Genomic DNA, 22,887 nt, shown 5'->3' on the forward strand with positions numbered 1-22,887 from the left:
CGCCACATACAACTCCCCCACCACACCCACCGACACCGGACGCAACAACCCATCCAGCACGAAGAATGCGAGATGGTCCAGTGGCGACCCGATCGGGCTCACGTTGCGTTCTGCATCGGCACGGGAGATCTCGCGGAACGAGGCGTGCACCGTGGTCTCGGTGATGCCGTACATGTTGATCATCCGGGGCGAGTCATGATGGCTGTCGAGCCAGGTCCGAATGCTTTGGGGCTCAAGGGCTTCTCCGCCGAAGATCACCGTCTTCAGCGCGAGCTGCCGGCTGGCCGCCTGCTGGCGGGCATCGACTGTCTGCAGCCCGAGGAACGCCGTCGGCGTCTGGCTCAACACGGTCACCTGCTCGGCGACCAGCAGGGCATGCAGGTCCTCCGGTGAGGCGGTGACCGATTCGGGCACCACCACCAGCCGCCCACCACGGAGCAGCGCACCCCACAACTCCCACACCGAATAGTCGAACGCCAACGAATGACACTGCGTCCACACCTGGCCCGGCCCGTCGACGACGGCTCCCAGCACGTCCAGCAGGTCGATGACGTTGGCGTGCGGGATCGCAACGCCCTTCGGACGACCTGTGGTGCCCGAGGTGTAGATCACGTAGGCGACGTCTTCGGGGTCCGGCGGCGTGAGAGGGGTGGCGGGCTGATCAGCGATGCGAGGATCCTCGACGTCGACGATGGGCAGCCCGAATTCGGCCAGCCTCGGGCGCTGCGCGGCAGTGGTCACCGCGACCACCGGACGCGCATCACCGAGGACGAAGCCGATGCGGGCGTCAGGATGAGCCGCATCGATCGGGAGGTACGCCGCGCCTGTCTTGAGCACGGCCAGGATGGCCACCACTGCCACAGCGGACCGCGAGGACAGCACTGCCACGAGCTCGCCCGGGCCGGCCCCCTGATCAGCCAGCAGGTGCGCCAACCGGTTCGACGCCTCATCCAGCTCGCCGTAGGTCCACGAACGACCCTCGAACGTCACCGCCACCGCACCCGGAGACCGCACCACCTGCTCGGCGAACAACCCGGGAATGGAGACCGACGCTCTGACCGAACCGCTCAGCGCCTCCCGATTGCCCCACTCCTCCAGTTCCGAATGCTCGTCCTCGGTGAGGAAATCAGTCGAAAGCAAGGGCCGCGAAGCTTCGGCGGTCACTCAGTCCTCCATCAGTCGGCGGTCATCGATCCAAACACCATTTGTAGTCGCTCGAGGAGCACCTCGACCTTGGCATTGTCGAACACGTCGGTGTCGTATTCGAATCGAATGCTCAACTGGGAGCCCGGAATCGCTTGCATGGTCAGTGGGTAGTCATTGGACTCACGGTTGCTGAAATCGACGATGGTCAACCCGTCGGGGCCCAGCGGAGCCGTGGTGTCGACCGGGTAGTTCTCGTAGACGAACAGCGTGTCGAACAACTGGTCGTGGCCGGTGACCCGGTGGATCTCGGGCAACGCCAGGTGCTGGTGGTCGAAGGTGGCCCGCGAGGACATGTTCAGCTGAGCGAGCAAATCGACCACGGTGGTCGAAGCGTCGAAAGTTGCTCGCACCGGGATGGTGTTGATGAACAGGCCCACCATCGAATCAGCCCCGGCGAGTTCGGCCGGGCGGCCCGAGACCGTGGCGCCGAACACCACATCGTGACGACCGGTCAGTGAGGTCAGCAGCAGCGCCCATGCCCCCTGCAACACCGTCGCGACTGTGGTCTGCTGGCTCCGCGCCAGCTCCGCCAACGCCGTGGTGGTCTCCTCCGAGACCTTCATCGAGGCGATGCCACGCCGCCCAAGTCGTGTCCGGCGTGTCCCGGCGACCAGGGTCGGTGCGTCCAACCCGGCCAACGCCTCAGCCCAGGCGGCCCGCGCCGCGTCGAGGTCGCGATCGGCCAGCCAGGACACGAACCGCCGATAGGGCACCGCCGCGGGCAACCTGTGGCCGTAGTAGGCGGCGAAGATGTCCCGCAGCAGGATCGGCATCGACCAGCCGTCGATCACGATGTGATGGAACGTCAACACGCAGCGATGGGTGTCATCGGCGGTGCGGATCAGTGCCACCCGGAACGGCGGCGAGGCCTCCAGGTCACACACCGCCGTCCGCTCGGCAGCACACAGTCGCTCGAGCCGGGCTTCGTCGTCGAGTTCCGCGTACTGCCATCCCACCACCGGGTCGGCGGGGATGACCTGCACCGGCTCGTCGAACTGTGCACAGAACCGCGCCACCAGGTGCGGGTGGCGCTCGGCGACCGCGCGTACCGCCTTCAGCAGCCGGTCGGGGTTCAGCGGGCCGGCCACGGTGAAGTCGAGCTGCGTCGCGTACAGCTCCTCGTTCGACTCCGCGGAATCCGTGTGGAAGAGCAGCCCCTGTTGCAGCGCCGTGAGTGGCAGCACGTCGGCGATCTGGTGCTGCTGGGCGAGCGTGTCGAGGTTGTGCTGGCTCAGCCGGGCGGGCGCGACGTCCGAGGGGGTCAGCCCACCCCCACCGTGGCGCACGTGTGCGCAGATCCCGGCCAGCGCCTCGAACCACAACGCGCTCAGCCGCTCGACCTGCGGACCGTCGAGCACCGATGTCGCCCATGTCCAGCTCGCCCGCAACCGCGGCCCGGACTCGGTGTCGACGGTGACCGCGTTGAGTTCGACGGTGTGGGGCAGAGGCATCGGTATCGCCGCCGCATCGAGGTCGACCGACTCGTCGTCGCTCGGCCGCCACAGCTCGTCGGACAAGTCGGCGCCACCGCCCAGCCGGCCCAGATAGTTGAACCCGATCACCGGATCGGTGCCGGCCACCTCGGCGTCACCGACGAGGTGACGCAGCAGACCGTAGGTCAGGCCGTCGGGTAGGGCGCGCAGCTGCTCCTTGGCGCTCTTGATCGCCGAGCCGAGCGCCGCCTCGCCGGCGACCACCTCCGGCCACGACAGCGCGCTCGACAACGACACCGGGTACTTCGTGGTGAACCAGCCCACCGTGCGCGATAGGTCCAATCCCTCGGCCAACTCCTCGTGCCGTCCGTGCCCCTCCACGGCGACACCGACCGGCGCGTCCGCAGTGCCGGCGAACTCCGCCAGCGCCAACCCGAACGCGATCAACAAGATGTCCTGCACACCGGCATGGAATGCCGCCGGGACCTCCCCCAGCACCAACCGGGTGATCTCGGCGTCCAGCGACTCCGTCAGGTGCCCGGCAGTGGCGTAGGTGTCGATCTCCGGCCGCGCCGCGGGCAACACTGCCGGGGTCGACGTCACGCGGCGCCAGGCGGCGGCGTCGGTCAGCGTCTTCTCGGCGTGCGCTTGCCCGGCGAGTAGTTGTGACCACCGCGCAAAGGACGTCGCTTCCGCGGGCAACGTGATCGGCTGCCCACTGCGGTGCTGTGCCCATGCAATGTTCAGGTCCTCCAGCAGGATCCGCCATGAGACCCCGTCGACAGCCAGGTGATGGATGATCATCACCAACTGGCCTGTGGCCGCCGCCCAGACCGCGGACAGCATCATCCCCGCCGCCGGGTCCAGCCGCGCCTGTCCCGCCGCGACCGCCTCTCCGGTCAAGACCTCCACCGACGACACGCATGCCGCGGCATCCACCGTCCCGGGTTCGGGCACCCGCAGGGCCCACCCCCCGGCGCCGTCATCCTCCACCCGCAACCGCAACATCGCATGACCATCCAGCAGCGCCTGCAGCATCGCCACCACATCGGGCTCGCGAACCCCGGCCGGGGTCTGCACCACCATCGTCTGACTGAACTGATCCGTCGGACCGTCGACGTCCTGCAACCACCGCATGATCGGCGTGGCCGCCACCGGCCCCACACCGTCGTCGCCGGCCGCCACACTCTCGGCGGCCTTAACCACCCGAGCCAACCGTGCCACCGTCTGCTCGATGAACACGTCCTTGGGCCGGCACGTCAACCCCGCCGCCCGGGCCCGCGACACCACCTGCATCGACAGGATCGAGTCGCCACCCAGCTCGAAGAAGCCGTCATCGACACCGACCCGCTCCACACCCAGCACCTCGGCGAAGATCCCGGCGAGTACCTCCTCGACGGCCGAGGCGGGCGCCCGGTACGCGTCGCCGTCCAGGTACTCCGGAGCAGGCAGTGCCCGTCGGTCGAGCTTGCCGTTCACCGTCACCGGAAGCGCATCCAGAACGACCACCGCAGTCGGCACCATGTAGGCGGGCAACCGCTCACCCAACAACCGGCGCACCTCGACCGGGTCCACCGCCCCGCTCGCCGACTCGGTCACATACCCGACCAGCCGCCGGTCACCCGGACGGTCCTCACGAAGTACCACCGCCGCCTGCGCCACGCCGATCACCCCGGCCAGCGCAGTTTGAATCTCCCCCAGCTCGATCCGGTACCCACGAACCTTGACCTGCTCATCGGCACGTCCCAGGTACTGCAACTGCCCGTCGGCACCCCACGACACCAGATCCCCCGTGCGGTACATGCGCCCGCCCGGCGCCCCGTACGGGCACGCCACGAATCGCGACCCCGTCAATTCGGGCCGGCCGGCGTATCCCACGGCCACGCCACGCCCAGCCACGTACAACTCCCCGACGATCCCGGCAGGTACCGGCCGCAACATCCCGTCCAGCACGAACAGGGCCGCCCCCGGCACCGGCTCACCGATCGGCGCTGCCGTGCCGGCGATCAGCGGCTTGCTCATCGAGGCGTACACGGTGGCCTCGGTCGGGCCGTACGCGTTGATCATCACCCGACCCGGCGCCCACCGGTCGACCACGTCAGCTGGGCACGCCTCGCCGGCCACAACCAGCGCCATCGACTCCAGGCCCTCCGGCGAGAGCATCCCCACCGCCGAGGGGGTCTGGCTCAACACCGTGACCCGCTCACGAACCAGCAGGGCGTGGAACTCCTCCGGTGAGGCCGCCACGTCCTCCGAGACAACGAGCAGTCGTCCGCCACCGAGCAACGGAGCCCAGATGTCCCACACCGAGACGTCGAACGCATAGGAGTGCCATTGCGTCCAGACGCCGGTACGCGGCAGATCCGCGCTCACCGACTCCAACAGCTGAGCGACATTGCGGTGGGTGACCGCCACTCCCTTGGGCCTGCCGGTGGTCCCCGAGGTGTAGATCAGGTACGCCACATCATCGGCGGCCGGTGGCGCCAATGCGGTACTCGGCTGTGCGTCGACGCGCGGGTCGTGGACGTCGACGACGGCCAGATCGTGGCCTTCCAACCGTCCCGCCAACGCCGCGGTGGTGACCGCCGCGACCGGCACGCAGTCGGCGATCACGAACGCGATCCGGTCGTCGGGATGTCCGGGATCCATCGGCACGTAGGCCGCCCCGGTCTTGAGCACTGCGGCGATGGCGACGATCGCATCCGCGCAACGGTGCATCAGGAGCGCCACCGACGTACCCGGACCCGCGCCGTGCCCGGTCAGCACATGTGCCAGACGATTCGACGCCTCGTCCAGTTCGCGATACGTCAACGAACGACCCTCGAACGTCACCGCCACCGCCGACGGTGTCTCGGCGACCTGCGCCATGAACAACGCCGGAATCGACGCACCCGACGGGGCAGTCCGGGTCAGCGACGCCCGGTTGGCCCATTCGTCCACGTGGGCGCGCTCGTCGGCGTCGAGGAGATCGAGCGTCGACAGCCGCCTCGACGGGTCGGCGGCCATGGCCACCAGCACCCGCTGCAGCCGTCGCAGCAGCGCATCGACGGTCCCTGCGTCGAAGACATCGGTGTCGTGTTCGCACCGGATGTCGAGCTCGGTGCCCGGTCGAGCCTGCATCGCCAACGGGTAATGGTTGAACTCCCGGGTCTCGGCGTCACCGATCGTCAGACCCTCGGCCTCCATCGCCGCGGCAGTGTCGGTCGGGTAGTTCTCGTAGACGAAGAGCGTGTCGAACAGCTGATCGTGGCCGGCGCTGCGGTGGATGTCCGGCAGCGCCAGGTGTTCGTATTCGAGGGTCGCGTTGTGGAACTGCTGCAGTTGGGCGAGCAGTTCCGCGACGGTCGTCGCCGGGGTGAGTCTGGCGCGCACCGGCACCGTGTTGATCAACAAGCCGATCATCGAGTCGGCCCCTGCGACGTCATCAGGCCTGCCCGAGACCACCGCGCCGAACGCCACGTCCTGCCGGCCGGCGAGAGAGCCGATCAGCATCGCCCATGCTGCCTGCAAGACGGTGCTGACTGTGGTGGCCTGCGAGCGCGCCAGCTCGGTCACTGCACCGGTGACCGGCGCGGGCACGTTGACCGACACAGCGCGACGCGGTCCCAGTTCCCGTCGGTCCGGGGCGGCGACCAGGGTGGGGGTGTCGAACCCGGCGAGCTCGTCGGCCCATACGGTGCGGGCCTGGTCGAGGTCGCGACCCGCCAGCCACGACACGAACCGGCGGTAGGGCACCGCGGGAGGCAGTTGCTGCCCGAAGTAGCCGGCGAAGATCTCCTGCAGCAGGATGGGCAGGGACCAGCCGTCCAACACGATGTGATGGCTGGTCAGCAGCACGCGGTGCGTGTCGGCTGCACTGCGGATCACCGCCACCCGAAATGCCGGCGCGTCCTCCAGAGCGGACACCGCGGCCCGCTCCGCGGCGGACTCCCGCTCCATCAGGTCGTCGATGGGGAGGCCGTCGTGGTACTCGACGTAGCGCCAACCGGCGACCGGGTCGGCCGGGATGATCTGCACGGGTTCGTCGAAGCGTTCGCTGAATCTCGCCACCAGGTGCGGGTGGCGGCTCACCACCGACTGCACCGCCGTCGCCAACCGATGCGGATCCAGCGGACCCGCGACGGTGAATCCGAGTTGCAGCGCATAGACATCGGCGCTGCCGGTGTGGAAGAGAAGTCCTCGCTGCAGTGGGGTCAGGGGAAGCACGTCGGCGACGCGGTACTGGTTCTGCAGCTCGTCGAGCTGGTCCTGAGTCAGCCTGGCCGGGGCGATGTCCGATGGGGTCAGCCCACCTCCGCCGTTTGCAACCACGGCACAGATTCCTGCCAGCGCCTCGAACCACAGTCGGCTCAACCGCTCGATGTGGGCGTCCTGCAGCGCCGAGGTAGCCCACGTCCAGGTCGCCTGCAACCGCGGGCCGTCATCGCTGTCGAGGGTGACGGCGTTGAGTTCGACGGTGTGCGCCAGCGGCATCGGCACCGCCGCTGCCGCGGCGGGCAGTGAGGTGGCGGTGTGTGGCCGCCACACGTCCTCGGACAATCCGCCCGTGCCGCCGAGGCGACCCAGGTAGTTGAACCCGATCACCGGGTCGGCGCCGCCGACCTGCACGTCGGCGTTGAGGTAGCGCAGCAGTCCGTACGTCACGCCGTCGGGCAGTGCGCGCAGCTGCTCCTTGGCGGCCTTGACCAGCCGCCCCAGCTCGGCCTGCCCGGAAGCAACCAGCGTCCAGTCGATCCGGGCGCCGGCCAGTGCGACGGGGTATTTGGTGGTGAACCAGCCGACCGTGCGCGACAGATCCACTCCAGTCGCCAGATCCTCGTCGCGGCCGTGACCTTCCACGTCGATGCCGACGGGCATGTCAGCGGTGCCGAGGAACTCCGCACAGGCCAGCCCGAACGCGATCAGCAGGATGTCCTGCACCCCGGCATGGAATGCCGCCGGCACCACCCCCAGCAACGCCTGGGTGGTCTCGACGTCCAATTCGAGCGACCGCTGCCCCGCCGAGGCGTAGGTGTCGCGCTCCGGGCGCGGCGCCGGCAAGACCGCGGGCGCCGTAGCCACTTCGTGCCACGCCCGGGCAGTCGCGGTGACCGCATCGGAGACGGCGTGCTGTTCCAGCAGCCGCGACCACCGCGCGAACGAGGTCCCCGTCGCCGGCAACTCGATCGGCTGCCCGCTACGGAGCTGGGCCCACGCGATGTTCACGTCTTCCAGCAGGATCCGCCACGACACCCCGTCGACAGCCAGGTGGTGCACCACCAGGGCCAATTCGCCCGCACCGGACGCCCAGACCGCCGAAAGCATCACCCCCGCAGCCGGGTTCAACCGTGCTCGCGCCTCGATCACCGCATCCTCGGTCAACACCTCCACCGACGACACGCACGCCGCGGCGTCCACCGTTCCGGGTTCGGGCACCCGCATAGCCCATCCGCCGACACCGTCGTCCTCCACCCGCAACCGCAACGTGGCATGCCGGTCGACCAACGCCTGCAACACCGTGACGACATCGGCCTCACCGACCTCCGCCGGCGTCGCCACCACCATCGTCTGGTTGAACTGGCCCGTCGGACCGTCGACACTCTGCAACCACCGCATGATCGGCGTGACCGCCACCGGCCCCACGCCGGAATCGTCGGCGACCTCGACGGCGGCCACCTCGACCACCCGCGCCAGCCGGGCCACGGTCTGTTCGGTGAACACGTCCTTCGGCCGGCACGTCAACCCCGCGGCACGCGCCCGCGACACCACCTGCATCGACAGGATCGAATCCCCACCCAGCTCGAAGAACGAATCGTCGACCCCGACCCGCTCCACACCCAGCACCTCGGCGTAGATCCCGACCAAGATCTCCTCCACCGCCGTGGAAGGAGCCCGATACCCGTCACGCCGCCCGTACTCGGGCGCCGGCAACGCCTTGACGTCCAACTTGTTGTTCGACGTCAACGGCAACGCATCGAGCACCACGACGGCGGTCGGCACCATGTACTCCGGCAATCGCTCGGCCAGCGCGGCCCGGGCATCGGCCGGGTCCGCGGTGCCGGTGACGTAACCGACGAGGCGCTTGTCGCCGGGGCGGTCCTCACGGGCGACCACCGCCGCCTGCGCAACGCCGTGAACAGCGGCCAGGGCAGCCTGGATCTCACCCAACTCGATCCGGTAGCCACGGATCTTGACCTGCTCGTCGGCCCGGCCCAGATAGTCGAGTTGCCCATCGGCACCCCAGCGCACCACGTCCCCGGTGCGATACATCCTCGTACCGGGGGACGCCTCCGCCGTGCCGAACGGGCACGCCACGAACCGCGACGCCGTCAACGACGACCGGCCCACGTAACCGTCGGCCACCCCGTGACCCGCGACGTACAACTCGCCCACCACACCCGCGGGCACCGGCCGCAGCCACTCGTCGAGCACGAACAACGCCGCACCCGCCACCGGCGACCCGATCGGCACCCGCGCCCCCGGCACCAACGGCTCGCTGATCGCCACGCACATCGTGGTCTCGGTCGGACCGTAGGCGTTGATCATCACCCGGCCCGGCGTGGCCCACCGATCCACCACTTCGGCCGGGCAGGCCTCACCGACCACCACCAGCGCCGCCGCCTCCAGGCCCTTTTCCGACAGCATCCCCACTGCCGACGGGGTCTGGGTCAGCACATCGACCCCTGCGCCGACCAGCACGTCGTGGAATTCACGCGGGGAACCCGCGACCGCTTCGGGAACCACGACCACTCGCCCGCCGCGCAGCAGGGCTCCGAAGATCTCCCACACCGAGACGTCGAACGCCAGCGAATGACACAGTGCCCACACCCCGGCACGCGGCAGGCCCGCATTCAGTGATCCGAGCAACTGCGTCACGTTGCGATGAGTGACCGCAACACCTTTCGGCACACCGGTCGTCCCGGACGTGTAGATCAGATAGGCGATGTCGTCGACCGCAGGCATCGGCACCGCCGATGCGGGATGACCATCGACCAGCTCGTCGTCGACATCGATGACCGTCACCGCATGGCCGTCCAGCCGCGCCGCATGGTGCGCGTCGGTGACCACCGCGGTCGGGGCGGCATCGGAGAGCACGAAATCGACGCGCGCATCCGGAGCCGACGGGTCGACCGCCACGTATGCCGCCCCGGTCTTGAGCACCGCCAGGATCGCCACGACCGCCCGGGCGGAACGGTTGAGCAGCAGCGCGACCCGCTCGCCCGGCCCGGCACCGCGACCGATCAACAGATGCGCCAGCCGATTCGACGCATCGTCCAGTTCGCGGTAGGTCAACGAGGCGCCTTCGAAGCTGACGGCCACGGCTTCAGGGCTCCCCGCCACTTGCTCGGCGAAGAGGTTCGGCACAGAGATCCCCGTCGATGCCTGCTCAGCCAGGATCGCGCGATTGCCGACCGCGTCGAGCCAGAGCCGCTCGCCACCGACCAGCACGTCGATCGACGACAGCGGGCGTGCGTGGTCGATCGTCAGCGCGTCGAGCACGCGCTCCAGCCGCCCGGCCAACGCCTCGATCGTCGGGGCGTCGAACACGTCGGTGCGGTACTCCACCACCCCGGAGATACCGGCCGGTTCGCCGTCCTCGTCGAACCGTTCGCCGATCGAGACCGCGAGATCCATCCGCGAGGTCTGCGTGTCGGTCGGCACCTCGGTGGCCCACACGTCACCCATGGGGAACCCACCGCCGGAGTCGAGTTCAGGCCCGGCGAAGTTCTGCCAGGCCAGCATCACCTGGATCACCGGGTGATGAGCCAGCGACCGGGCGGGGTTCAGCCGCTCGACCAACACCTCGAACGGCACGTCCTGGTGCTCGTAGGCGGCCAGGCTGCGTCGGCGCACCTGAGCCAGCAGCTCCGCGACCGTGGGGTCGCCGGCGAGGTCGACCCGCAGCACCAGCGTGTTGACGAAGAACCCCACCAGGTCGTCGAGTGCGGGATCGTTGCGGCCGGCGATCGGGAAACCAACCGCCACATCCGAACTCGCGCTCACCCTACCCAACAGCACGGCCAACGCGGCCTGCACCACCATGAATCCCGTCGCACCGTGGGAGGCCGCGGTCGCCCGTACCTGCCGCTGCAGATCCGCCGACCACGCCACCTTCACCTGTGCGCCACGCTGATCCGCCACGGCCGGGTACGGCCGATCCGTCGGCAGCACCAACCTCTCGGGCAGACCCGCCAATTCGTCCATCCAGTAGGCCAGCTGCCCACCGATCCTGGAATCGGCGTCGCTCATCTCACCGAACTGCGCACGCTGCCACAACGTGTAATCCACGTACTGCACGGGCAACGGCGCCCATGCCGGGGGCCGCCCCGCACTCCGCGCGGCGTAGGCCGCGCCGAGATCACTCACCAGGGGAGCCAGGGACGTGCCGTCCGCGGCGATGTGGTGGACCACACCCGCGAGCACGTGCTCGTCGTCGGAGACGCGAAGAAGTGTCGTCCGCAGCGGGATCTCGGCCGACAGGTCGAACGCGTGCCTCGCCGCCCGCTCGACCGCTTCGTCCAGACGCTGCGCCGGCCACCCTTCGGCGTCGACGACCTGCCATTCGACTTCGGCGTGCCCGGCGTCCACGACCACCTGCCGCGGAACCCCGTCGACCGTGACGAACAGCGTCCGTAGGCTCTCGTGACGGCCCACCACGTCGGCCAGCGCCGTGCGCAGCGCCTCGACGTCCAGGCGGCCCCTCAACCGCAGCGTCATCGCCATGTTGTAGACCGGGGACGGACCGTGCAGCTGGTCGAGGAACCACAGCCGGTTCTGCGCGAAGGACAGCGGCACCACGGTGGGACGCTCACCGGCGACCAGCGGCGCCAATCCGCTCGAACCCGCACTGGCGCAAGACGCCAACTGCCGCACCGTCGGTGCCTCGAACAACACCCGCACCGGCAGATCGGCGTCCAGCGCCTTGTTGATCGCGGCGATCGCCCGCATCGCCGACAGCGAGTCCCCGCCGAGCTCGAAGAACCCGTCATCGACCCCGATCCGTTCCACGCCGAGGACCTCGGCGAAGATCGCGGCGAGAATCTCCTCGACAGCCGTGGACGGCGCCCGGTAGTCATCGGCGTTCTGGTAGTCCGGCGCCGGCAGCGCCCGCCTGTCCAACTTGCCGTTCACCGTCACCGGCAACTCGTCGAGCACCACGATCGCGGTCGGCACCATGTACTCCGGCAACCGCTGCGCCAACACCGCCCGCGCGCGGCCCGGATCCACGGACCCGGTGACATAACCCACAAGGCGCCTGTCGCCCGGACGGTCCTCCCGGACGATCACCGCCGCCCGCTGCACTCCGTCCACCGAAACCAGCGCCGCCTGGATCTCACCCAGTTCGATCCGGTAGCCACGGAGCTTGACCTGCTCGTCGGCCCGCCCGAAGTACTCCAACTGCCCGTCGGCACGCCAGGCCACCAGGTCGCCGGTGCGGTACATCCTCAGCCCGGGCGCATCCCCCGCTCCTCCGAACGGGCACGCCACGAACCGCGACGCCGTCAAGTCCGACCGGCCGACGTACCCGACGGCGACGCCGTGACCGGCGACGTAGAGTTCGCCCACCACCCCGGCAGGCACCGGCCGCAGCCATGCGTCGAGCACGAACAGCGCCGCAGTCGGTACCGGCGAACCTATCGGCGGCGCACCAGTTCCCGGCAGCAACGGCGCCGTCCTCGACGCACAGATCGTGGTCTCCGTCGGTCCGTAGGCGTTGACCACGAGGTGCCCCGGCGCCCAGCGGTCCACGACGTCGGGCGGGCACGCTTCGCCTGCCATCACCAACGCCAGTCGGTCGAGCCCAGCGGGCGACATCATCGTCAACGCCGAGGGTGTCTGGGTGACGATGCTGACCTGTTCGCCGATCAGGACGTTGCGGAAGTCCTCGGGCGACCGGACCACCTGGTCAGGCACCACCACCAGCCGGCCACCATGGAGCAGAACGCCCCAGATCTCCTCAACCGAGGCGTCGAAGGCGTACGAATGACACTGCGCCCACGCCTGGGTCGGCAGGCCGTCCTCCAGTGAACTCAGCAGTCGGGTGACGTTGGCGTGCGTGACCGCGACGCCCTTGGGCACACCAGTGGTGCCCGAGGTGTAGATGACGTAGGCGATGTCGTCGGGCGCCGGCTCGGCCACGGCGGTTCGCGGGTGACCGAGCACGGCCGGGTCGTCGACGTCGACGACCGTCACGCCATGTCCATTCAGGCGTTCGATCATCTCGCTGCTGGTGATGGCCGCGACGGGCGCAGCGTCCCTCAGCACGAACGCGACACGCGCGTCCGGTACCGCCGGATCGATCGGCACGTACGCCGAACCCGACTTCAGCACCGCCAACATCGCGACGATCGCCTCCGCGGACCGATTGAGCAGCAACGCAACCCGCCGGTCCGGGCCCGCGCCCTGGCTGGACAGGAAGTGCGCCATCCGGTTCGAGGCCTCATCTAGCTCGCGGTACGTCATTGCGCGGCCGGCGAAGCTGATCGCCACGGCCGTCGGCGTGGCGACCACCTGGGCGCCGAAGACTGCCGGAATCGATTTCGGCGCAGACGATTCCCGGGTCAACACGGCTCGGTTGGTCCACCGGTCGAGCCGGGAGTGCTCGTCGGCGTCGAGCACGTCGATTGTCGACAGCCGCCTCGCCGGGTCGGCGGTCATCGCCGCCAGCACCCGCTCGAGACGGTCGATGAGGGTGTCGATGGTGGTCGGGTCGAAGACGTCGGAGCGGAACTCGACCTCTCCTGCGATACCGGCGGGTGTGCCGGCGTCGGTGAAGCGTTCAGTGATCGAGAACGTCAGATCCATGCGCGCCGTGTGTGTGTCGATCGGCATCCGGGTGACCTGCAGATCACCCAGTGCCAGCCCCGCCGTGTCATCGCCACCCAGCCCGAAACCGTTCTGCCAAGCCAACATCACCTGCACCAGCGGATGATGTGCGCGACTTCTGGCTGGGTTGAGCCGTTCCACCAGCACCTCGAACGGCACGTCCTGGTGCTCGAACGCTGCGAGGCTGCCGGCGCGCACCCTGCCGAACAGCTCGCTCACCGTCGGATCACCGGCCAGATCCGTTCGCAGCACCAATGTGTTGACGAAGAACCCGATCAGGTCGTCGAGTGCCGGATCGTTCCGGCCCGCGATCGGGAACCCTACCGCCACATCCGAACTCGCCGACAGCGTGCCGAGCAGCATGGACAGCGCGGCCTGCACCACCATGAACCCGGTCGCCTCATGATCGGCGGCGACCTCGTGCAGCCGCTGTTGGAGATCGGCCGACCACGCGAAACCGACCGTGGCACCGCGCTGATCGGCCACCGCCGGGTAGGGCCGGTCGGTCGGCAGCTGCAGGCGTTCGGGCAGCTCTGCGAGGGCATCCTGCCAGTACGCCAACTGCCTCGCGATCCGGCTGTCGACATCGGCCAGATCCCCCAGTTGCTCACGTTGCCAGAGGGTGTAGTCGACGTACTGCACGGGCAACGGAACCCAGTCCGGGGCACGGTTGGCACTTCGCGCGGCATACGCTCGGCCCAGATCGGTCACGAACGGCGTGATCGACGCGCCGTCGGCGGCGATGTGATGCACCACTCCGACCAAGATGTGCTCGAGCTCGGACACCCGCAGAAGCGTTGCGCGCAGCGGAATCTCGCCAGCGAGGTCGAACGCGTGTCCCGCCGCGGCCTGCACGGCGGCGTCCACCTCGCTCGAGGACCAGCCCGCCGCGTCCACCGTCTGCCAGGTCACGACGGCACGCTCGACCGCCAGCACGTCCTGATACGGCACCCCGTCGACGGCAGAGATCACCGTACGCAACGGCTCGTGGCGTGCCACCACGTCATCCAGGGCGGCGCGCAGCGCCTCTGCATCCAGAGATCCGTTCAGCCGCAAGGCGATCGGCATGTTGTACATCGACGACGCGCCCTGCAACTGGTCGATGAACCACATCCGGTTCTGCGCGAACGACAACGGCACCGACGCCGGCCGGTCGACAGGGACCAGCGGGTCGAATCCGTCCGACGGTGATCCGCCGTCGAGCCGCGCCGCCAGTTGCGCCACCGTCGGCGCCTCGAACAACACCCGCACCGTCAACCCGGCGTCGAAGGACCGGTTGATCGCCGAGATCACCCGCATCGCCGACAGCGAGTCGCCGCCCAACTCGAAGAACGAGTCGTCCGCCCCGACCCGCTCGAGGCCGAGGACCTCGGCATAGATCGCCGCCACCGTCGTCTCGTCCGCTGTCGTCGGAGTCCGGTAGTCGTCTCCTGGCTGATACTGCGGCGCCGGCAGCGCCCGCATGTCCAGCTTGCCGTTGACCGTCAACGGCAACGTATCGAGCATCACGACTGCGGTCGGCACCATGTAGTCGGGCAACCGCTGCGCGAGCGCCGCACGAGCGGTCCCAGAATCGACTGACCCGGTGGCGTATGCGACGAGGCGCCTGGCACCCGGCTGATCCTCACGGGCGATCACCGCCGCGGCATCCACCCCGTCCACGGCCGCCAGTGCGGCGCGGATCTCGCCCAGCTCGATCCGATGACCTCGGATCTTGACCTGCTCATCGGCCCGGCCCAGGTACTGCAACTGCCCGTCCGCACTCCAGGTCACCACATCGCCGGTGCGGTACATCCTCGTTCCGGCGGCATTACCGGCCATGCCGAACGGGCACGCCACGAATCGTGAAGCCGTGAGCCCACCGCGGCCCACGTACCCGATCGCCTGTCCGGAACCGGCCACATACAACTCGCCGACCGCACCCGCTTGCAGTGGCCGCAGCCACTCGTCCAGCACGAAGAACGCCAGATGGTTCAGCGGCACCCCGATCGGACTGCCCGTGCTCTCGGCGTCGTCGGCGACGATCTCCCGGAACGAGGCATGCACGGTGGTCTCGGTGATCCCGTACATGTTGATCATCCGTGGCAGCCCTGGATGATCGGCGAACCACCGCGCAAGTCGATGCGGCTCGAGCGCTTCGCCACCGAATATCACCGTCTGCAGCTTCAGCTGCTCAGCGCGTCCGGGTTCCATTGTGTCGACAGCCTGGAGCGCGTAGAACGCCGCAGGTGTCTGGGAGAAGACGGTCACCTGCTCCTCGACCAGCGCCGCATACAGATCCTCGGGGGACCGGGTCACCCAATCTGGCAACACGACCAGCCGCCCGCCGCGCAGCAGGGCCCCCCATGTCTCCCACACCGAATAGTCGAACGCCAACGAATGCGCCAGCGTCCAGACCTGGCCGACCAGTTCCAGGTCGGTATCGAGGGAAGCCAATAGCTCGATCACGTTGCGGTGTGGCACCGCAACGCCTTTGGGAACGCCCGTGGTTCCCGAGGTGTAGATGATGTATGCGATGTCATCCGACGCCGGGAGAGCCAGGGCCGTGGCGGGGTGATCCTCGATCGCCGGGTCGTCGACATCGACGACCACCATGTGGCTGCCACCCAACCGTGTCGTGAGTTCGGCGCTGGTGACCACCGCGATCGGCGCCGCGTCGGCCAACACGAATTCGATCCGCGCGTCGGGATGAGCCGGGTCGATCGGTAGGTACGCCGCCCCCGACTTGAGCACCGCCAGAATCGCCACCACCGCATCGGCCGAGCGCGGCAGCAGCATCGCCACCAGTTCACCCGGTCCTGCACCGTGCCCGACCAGTGCGTGCGCCAACCGGTTCGACGCCTGGTCCAGCTCGCGATACGTCAGGCTGCGACCCTCGAACGTCAGGGCCACCGCTCCTGGGCGCCGCACCACTTGCTCGGCGAACAGTCCCGGAATCGACACCGACGCGGTCACCGGCCGCGACAGCACCGCCCGATTCGACCAGCCGTCGAGACGGGCGTGCTCGACCGTGTCGAGCACATCGATCGACGACACCCGGATACCCGGATCGGCGGTGATCGCCGCCAACACCCGGTCGCATCTCGCGATCAACCCGTCGACGTCGCCGGCACTGAAGACATCGGTGTCGTACTCGATGCGCAACCGCATCCGCGCACCGGGAATTGCCTGCATCGCGAGTGGATAGTGGTTGAACTCGCGGCTCACGACATCGGTGACGGCCAGCCCATCGGCGCCCGGCGCGAAGCCCGCGTCCAACGGATAGTTCTCATAGACGAACAGCGTGTCGAACAGCTGCTCCTGGCCCGCGAGACGGTGGATCTCCCCAAGCGCCAGGTGCTGGTGTTCGAGGGTGTGAATGTGGTTGTCCTGGAGCTGATTCAACAACCCGGCGACGGTGGTCGTCGTGGTGCAGCGCGCCCGCACCGGGACGGTGTTGATCAGCAGGCCGATCATCGAATCCGCACCGGTGACCTCATCGGGACGCCCCGACACGGTGGTCCCGAACAGAACGTCACGCCGGCCCGTCAGCGAGTTCAGCAGCACTGCCCATGCCGCTTGCAGGACGATGTTCACCGTCGTCCGGTGTGCGCGCGCCACCTCGCCGAGCGCCTGGGTGATCGGCTCGGACAGCTCCGCCGATGCGATGCCGCGCGGTCCCGAGCCGGCCGTGCCGGTCCGACCGACCATCGTCGGGGCATCGACACCTGCGAGCACCTGCTCCCACGCCGCACGGGCAGCGCTCAGATCGCGCTCCGCGAGCCAGGACAAGAACCGGCGATACGGCGGAGCGGCCGGCAACTGCTGCCCGTAGTAGCCGGCGAAGATCTCCTGCAGCAGCAACGGCAGCGACCATCCGTCGATCACGATGTGATGGGCCGTCAGCACGAAACGGTGTCGGTCGGAGGCGAGTTCGACCAGAGCCGCCCGCAGCACGGGGCCGTGCTCGAGCGAACCCACCGCGGCGCGCTCGGCGGCACACAGTTGCCGCATCTGTTCTTCGGAGCCGAATGCGGCCTCTCGCCAGCCGATCTCCGGATGAGTCGGGATGATCTGCAGCGGCTCGTCGAATCGCTGAGAGAAGCGTGCCGCCAGGTGCGGGTGACGCCGCGCGACGGTGGACACCGCATCACGCAACCGGGAAGGATCCACCCCACCGTCCAGCGTGAGATCGAGTTGCAACGCGTAGAGGTGATCGTCGTCGGCGCCCATCGCATCGGCGTGGAACAGCAACCCCTGCTGCAACGGACTCAACGGCAGCACATCGGCCACATCGGAGTTCTCGACGAGCCGATCGAGGTCGGCCTGGCGGACCCGAGCCGGGAGGACGTCCGACGGCGTCAATCCGCCACCTTCGCCACGGCGTACCAACCCGCAGATCCCCGTCAGCGCCTCGAACCAGAGCCGGCTCAACCGCTCGACTTCGACGTCGTCGAGTACTGTTGTCGCCCAAGTCCACTGGGCCCGCAGACGCGGCCCCGCAGGGGAGTCGACAGTCGCGGCGTCCAGACCGAGCGAGTACATCAACGGGGTCGTGACCCCCGTCGCCGCAGCGGTCACAGACACGGCGTCGGCGTCGAGGCGCCACAACTCCTCCGACAGCTCGCCCGCACCGAGCCGGCCGAGATAGTTGAATCCGATCACGGGCTCGGGGCCGTCGAGTTCGATTTCCGGATTCACATGGCGAAGCAGTCCGTAGGTGACTCCGTCAGGCAGCGCCCGCAGGTGCTCCTTGGCCTGCTTGACCACACCGTCCAACGCCGGTTCGCCGGCGACCACCTCGGGCCAGGGCAACCCGCCGGACAACGCCACCGGGTACTTCGCGGTGAACCACCCGACCGTTCGCGACAGATCCACACCGTCGGCGATCTCCTCGGCGCGACCGTGGCCCTCCACCTCGATGCCGACCGGCGCGGCACCGGCATCCAGGAACTCCGCACATGCCACACCGTAGGCAGCCAGCAGGATGTCCTGCACCCCGGCGTGATACGCCGCGGGGACCTCGCCCAGCAACATCCGCGTGGTCTCGGTGTCCAACTCCACCGACAACCGCCCCGCCGTGGCGTAGGTGTCACGCCCGGAGTCCGGCGCCGCCAGCACCTCCGGTACCGCCAACACCTGCCGCCATCGATCAGCAACCCCGGCGACCGCCTCCGACACTGCGTGATCGGCCAGCACGGTCGACCACCTGGCGAACGACGTGCCGCCGGGCGGCAGCTCGATCGGCAGACCCGCAAGATGATGAGCCCACGCGATGTTGATGTCCTCGACCAGGATTCGCCACGACACCCCGTCGACGGCGAGGTGGTGGACACTCAACAACAGTTGAGCGGTGGATCTCGCCCACACCGCTGCGACCATCGCCCCCGCGAACGGGTCCAACCGTGACTGCGCCGCCGAGACGACGTCGTCGGTCAGTCTCTCCGCGCTGACCAGGCACTGCGCAGCGGTCACCGCGCCCGGCGCCTGCGCCACGAACGACCGGTTGCCTGCGCCGTCGTCGTCGACACGCAGCCGCAACATCGCATGCCGGTCGAGCAGGGCCTGCAACACGACCGGGACGTCGGCCTCGTCGACGCCGTTCGGCGCCTGCAGCACCGTCGTCTGGTTGAACTGGCTCACCGGCCCGTCGATCTCGTTCAGCCAGGCCATGATCGGGGTCACCGACACCGGGCCCACACCGTCGTCGACCATCCCGGGACCGTCTGCAGCCCGCACGACCTGGGCCAACCGGGCCACCGTCTGCTCGACCACGACATCTCGAGGACGACACACCAGACCCGCCGCCCGGGCACGGGACACCACCTGCATCGACAGGATGCTGTCGCCGCCCAGCTCGAAGAACGAGTCGTCGACGCCGACCCGGTCAACCCCCAGCACCTCGGCGAAGAGTGCGGCCAGGATCTCCTCGACCGCCGTCGACGGAGCGCGGTACCCGTCGACGCCCTGGTATTCCGGCGCGGGGAGCGCACGACGATCCAGCTTGCCGTTCACCGTCACCGGTAACACGTCGAGCAACACCACGGCCGCGGGAACCATGTAGGACGGCAACCGTTCGGCCAGGGCGACCCGTGCCGGGCCGGGATCGACGGTGCCCGTGACATAGCCGACGAGCCGCTTGTCACCCGGGCGGTCCTCACGGGCGATCACCACCGCCTGCTCGACTCCGTCCAGGGCCGCCAACGCGGCTTGGACCTCGCCCAGTTCGATGCGGTAGCCACGGATCTTGACCTGCTCATCGGCTCGGCCGAAGTACTCCAACTGGCCGTCGGCGCACCATGACACCAGGTCGCCGGTGCGGTACATCCTCATCCCGGGTCCGCCGAACGGGCACGCCACGAACCGTGACGCGCTCAACCCCGACCGGCCGACGTAACCAGCCGCCACCCCCGCGCCCGCCACGTACAGCTCACCCATCACACCCGCGGGCACCGGACGCAACCATCCGTCCAGCACGAACAACGATGCCTCCGGCACCGGCTCACCGATCGGCACCACACCTGCGCCCGGCTGCAGCGGGCGGCTGATCGACGCGAAAATCGTGGCCTCGGTTGGACCGTACGCGTTCACCATCACCCGGCCCGGGGCCCACCGATCCATCACGTCGGCGGGGCATGCCTCGCCGTCGACCACCAGCGCCACCGACTCCAGGCCGTCGGGTGAGAGCATCCCGACGGCGGACGGCGTCTGGCTCATCACGTCGACGCGCTCCGCGACCAACAGCGCGTGAAACTCCTCCGGTGATGCCGCCACGGCCTCCGAGACCACGAGCAGCCGTCCCCCGGCGAGCAGCGGACCCCAGATGTCCCACACGGAAACGTCGAAAGCATAGGAATGCCACTGGGTCCACACCCCGGTACGCGGCAGGTCCGCGTTCACCGACGCCATCAACGAAGCGACGTTTCCGTGAGTGACCGCGACACCCTTCGGTCGTCCCGTCGTCCCCGAGGTGTAGATCAGGTACGCCACGTCGTCAGCCGCCGGCGCCGGCAACGCCGTATCCGGCTGCGCGGCGAGCCGGGGGTCGTGCGCGTCGACGAGGACCACACCGTGGCCTTCCAGCCGCCCCGCCCATTCCCCGGTGGTGACCGCCGCGACCGGTGCACTGTCGCCGAGCACGAACTCCACCCGTGCATCCGGATGACTCGGATCGATCGGCACGTATGCCGCCCCGGTCTTGAGTACCGCCATGATCGCCACGATGGCGTCAGCCGACCGGGGGAACAGCAGCGCAACCGATTCACCGGGCCCGGCACCCTGGCCGGACAGCAGATGCGCCAACCGGTTCGACGCCTCATCCAGCTCTCGATAGGTCAGGTTGCGACCTTCGAACGTCAGCGCCACCGAATCAGGGGTCCGAGCCACCTGCGACGCGAACAACGCCGGGATGGACGCACTCGAAGAGGCGGAATCTGCCAGCGCGGCCCGATTGCCCCAGACGTCGAGCCGCTCCTGCTCGCCCGCTTCGAGGACGTCGATCACGGCCAGTCGCTGCCTCGGATCGGCGGTCATCACCGTCAGCATCTTTTCCAGCAGTCTCGCGATGTCCGCGACGTCGAAGCCCGAGAACGACTGCGCCGCACCCGCCGTACTGATGAAGAGGTCATCGCCGGCCGTCGAGAAGATCCACCCGAAGCCGCCCACCGGTCCGGCGTTGGTGTACGACGCGGTCGCCGCGGCGCCGCCGAAGGACAACGAGTAGGCGGACGGCAGGAAGTTGACTCCCACCCTGCCTGCTGTCTGTGCCGCCCCGGGCAGGCGGCCTCGGCGCTCCAGCGCGTCCGCCGGATAGCGCTGGTGCTTCACGACTTCCCGCACCCGGGCGTCCACACCCCGGCAGAATTCGGCGATGGATGCTGCTGGTGAGACCTCGACCACCAGCGGCACGACGCCTGCGAACATCCCTGGAAGGGTCTTCGACTGCGGGCTGACGCGTCTGGTGACCGGGAAGTCGAGGACGACGGTCGATGACTCACCGCTGCGTCCTCGCAGCACGAGAGCGCACGCCGCTGTGAGGATCGACGACCGGGGCATGGCCCAGGCCTCCGACAGCGCGTCCACCTGGTGACGGAGCGAAGGATCCAGTCGCACGGGACGCGAATGTTCGTATCGCGCCTGGGTATCGTCACTTGACGGCGACGAATGGGGGAACTCGGCGGCGGCCGGCAAATTGTTCGTCCACCAGGCCTCGTCCTCGAGGAAATCCTCGGACGCCTCGTATTCGGCTTCGCAATCGACGACATCCTGCAATGCGCCGAACAGTGCGGGAGGGACCGGCGACCCCGAGACGACAGCAGAGTAGACCGATGCAATTCGCTGCCCAGCCAATCCGAGCGCGAATCCGTCCATGTTCAGGTGGTGGCAGCACGCGAACAGATGGAATTCGTCGCTGTGCGTTTGGAACAGGGCGAACTTGAGCAACGGCCCCGACAGCGGCATCGGCGTGCGCTGAATCGACTCGGCGATCCGGTGGACATCGCCCCACCCGTCGAGCGAGCCGGTCAGATCATGAAACGCCAGTTCGATGTCCGGGTCGTCGACGACGTACTGGACGACCTGACCGTCCACCTCCCTGAAGGCAGCCCTGGCCGACTCGACTTCGCGCACCACGCGCTGAACCGCCCACTCGAGCGCGTCGCGATCCACCGCTCCCGCGATGTGCACGAACATGCCCAGCTGCCACGCAGTGCCGACATCACCGGTCTCCTGCGCGAGCCAGATATCGAGTTGTCCGCGCGTCAACGGTAGGGCGCCCCCACCCGATTCCCCGATCGGTATCAACCTCTCAACCCCCTGCCGGTGTCACACGCCGAACCCGATCCGCCACCGATCGCCCCGCGTGGGCGTCCTGGCCGGATCTCGAGCCGATCCCGGCTCACGTGGCCCGGGCCGCAGTGCGCCCGGCTTTGCCGTGGTTCACCTGCCGGTGAACTCCTACGTGAGCGATCACGGGCAGATAGCGTTGCTCGATGTGGCCCATCAAGGTCAGGGGCACGCCACGATCGTGACCGCACGAATCGGCGCCCACCTGGCCCTCCCCTCGCTTCGCCCGCGTCCAACGGAATGGTGCACAGCACACTACTGGAAGGTAGCAAGTGCGTTCGGCGGTTTCGTCAGGTTGATGACGAAGCCGTCAACATATTAGCCGAATCCGTTCGGTGGTTTGACGGGGATACGTTGTCCGGAACGCCTATACCCAATACTCTGCCTGCATTAACCGGCGAAATTCATGGCGTGCTGGTCGTCAGCGGAATAGCAGTGTGGATCAGGTCCGACATTTGCGTCAGCTTCGCCGCGAGCGAATGTCGCCTCATCATCTGCGATTGGCCTGGCAAACGGCCGTCCTGGGCCGGCGCCGAAAAGGGGAGGTTCGCGTCCCGACCGTCGAAGAACGTTGCGCGCGCTAGGCGCACGCCACGATGCGGTGGGCCGGTTCGGGGTC

Annotated in this window: 2 protein-coding genes; both read right to left on the reverse strand. The window is 68.5% G+C overall.

Annotation, left to right across the window (positions count from 1 at the left end; translation table 11 throughout):
• Positions 1–1,164 (reverse strand): AMP-binding protein (locus tag O6P37_RS14655; RefSeq protein ID WP_269894774.1); only part of this gene is annotated, 1,164 nt, incomplete at its 3' end.
• An 11-nt stretch (positions 1,165–1,175) separates the two neighbouring features.
• The gene (locus O6P37_RS14660; RefSeq protein WP_456299328.1) at positions 1,176–22,187 is read right to left on the reverse strand and encodes a non-ribosomal peptide synthase/polyketide synthase; all 21,012 of its coding nucleotides are present in this window, start codon (positions 22,185–22,187) and stop codon (positions 1,176–1,178) included.
• Positions 22,188–22,887: the final 700 nt, after the last annotated feature.

Source organism: Mycobacterium hippophais (assembly GCF_027529605.1).
Classification (GTDB): domain Bacteria; phylum Actinomycetota; class Actinomycetes; order Mycobacteriales; family Mycobacteriaceae; genus Mycobacterium; species Mycobacterium arseniciresistens.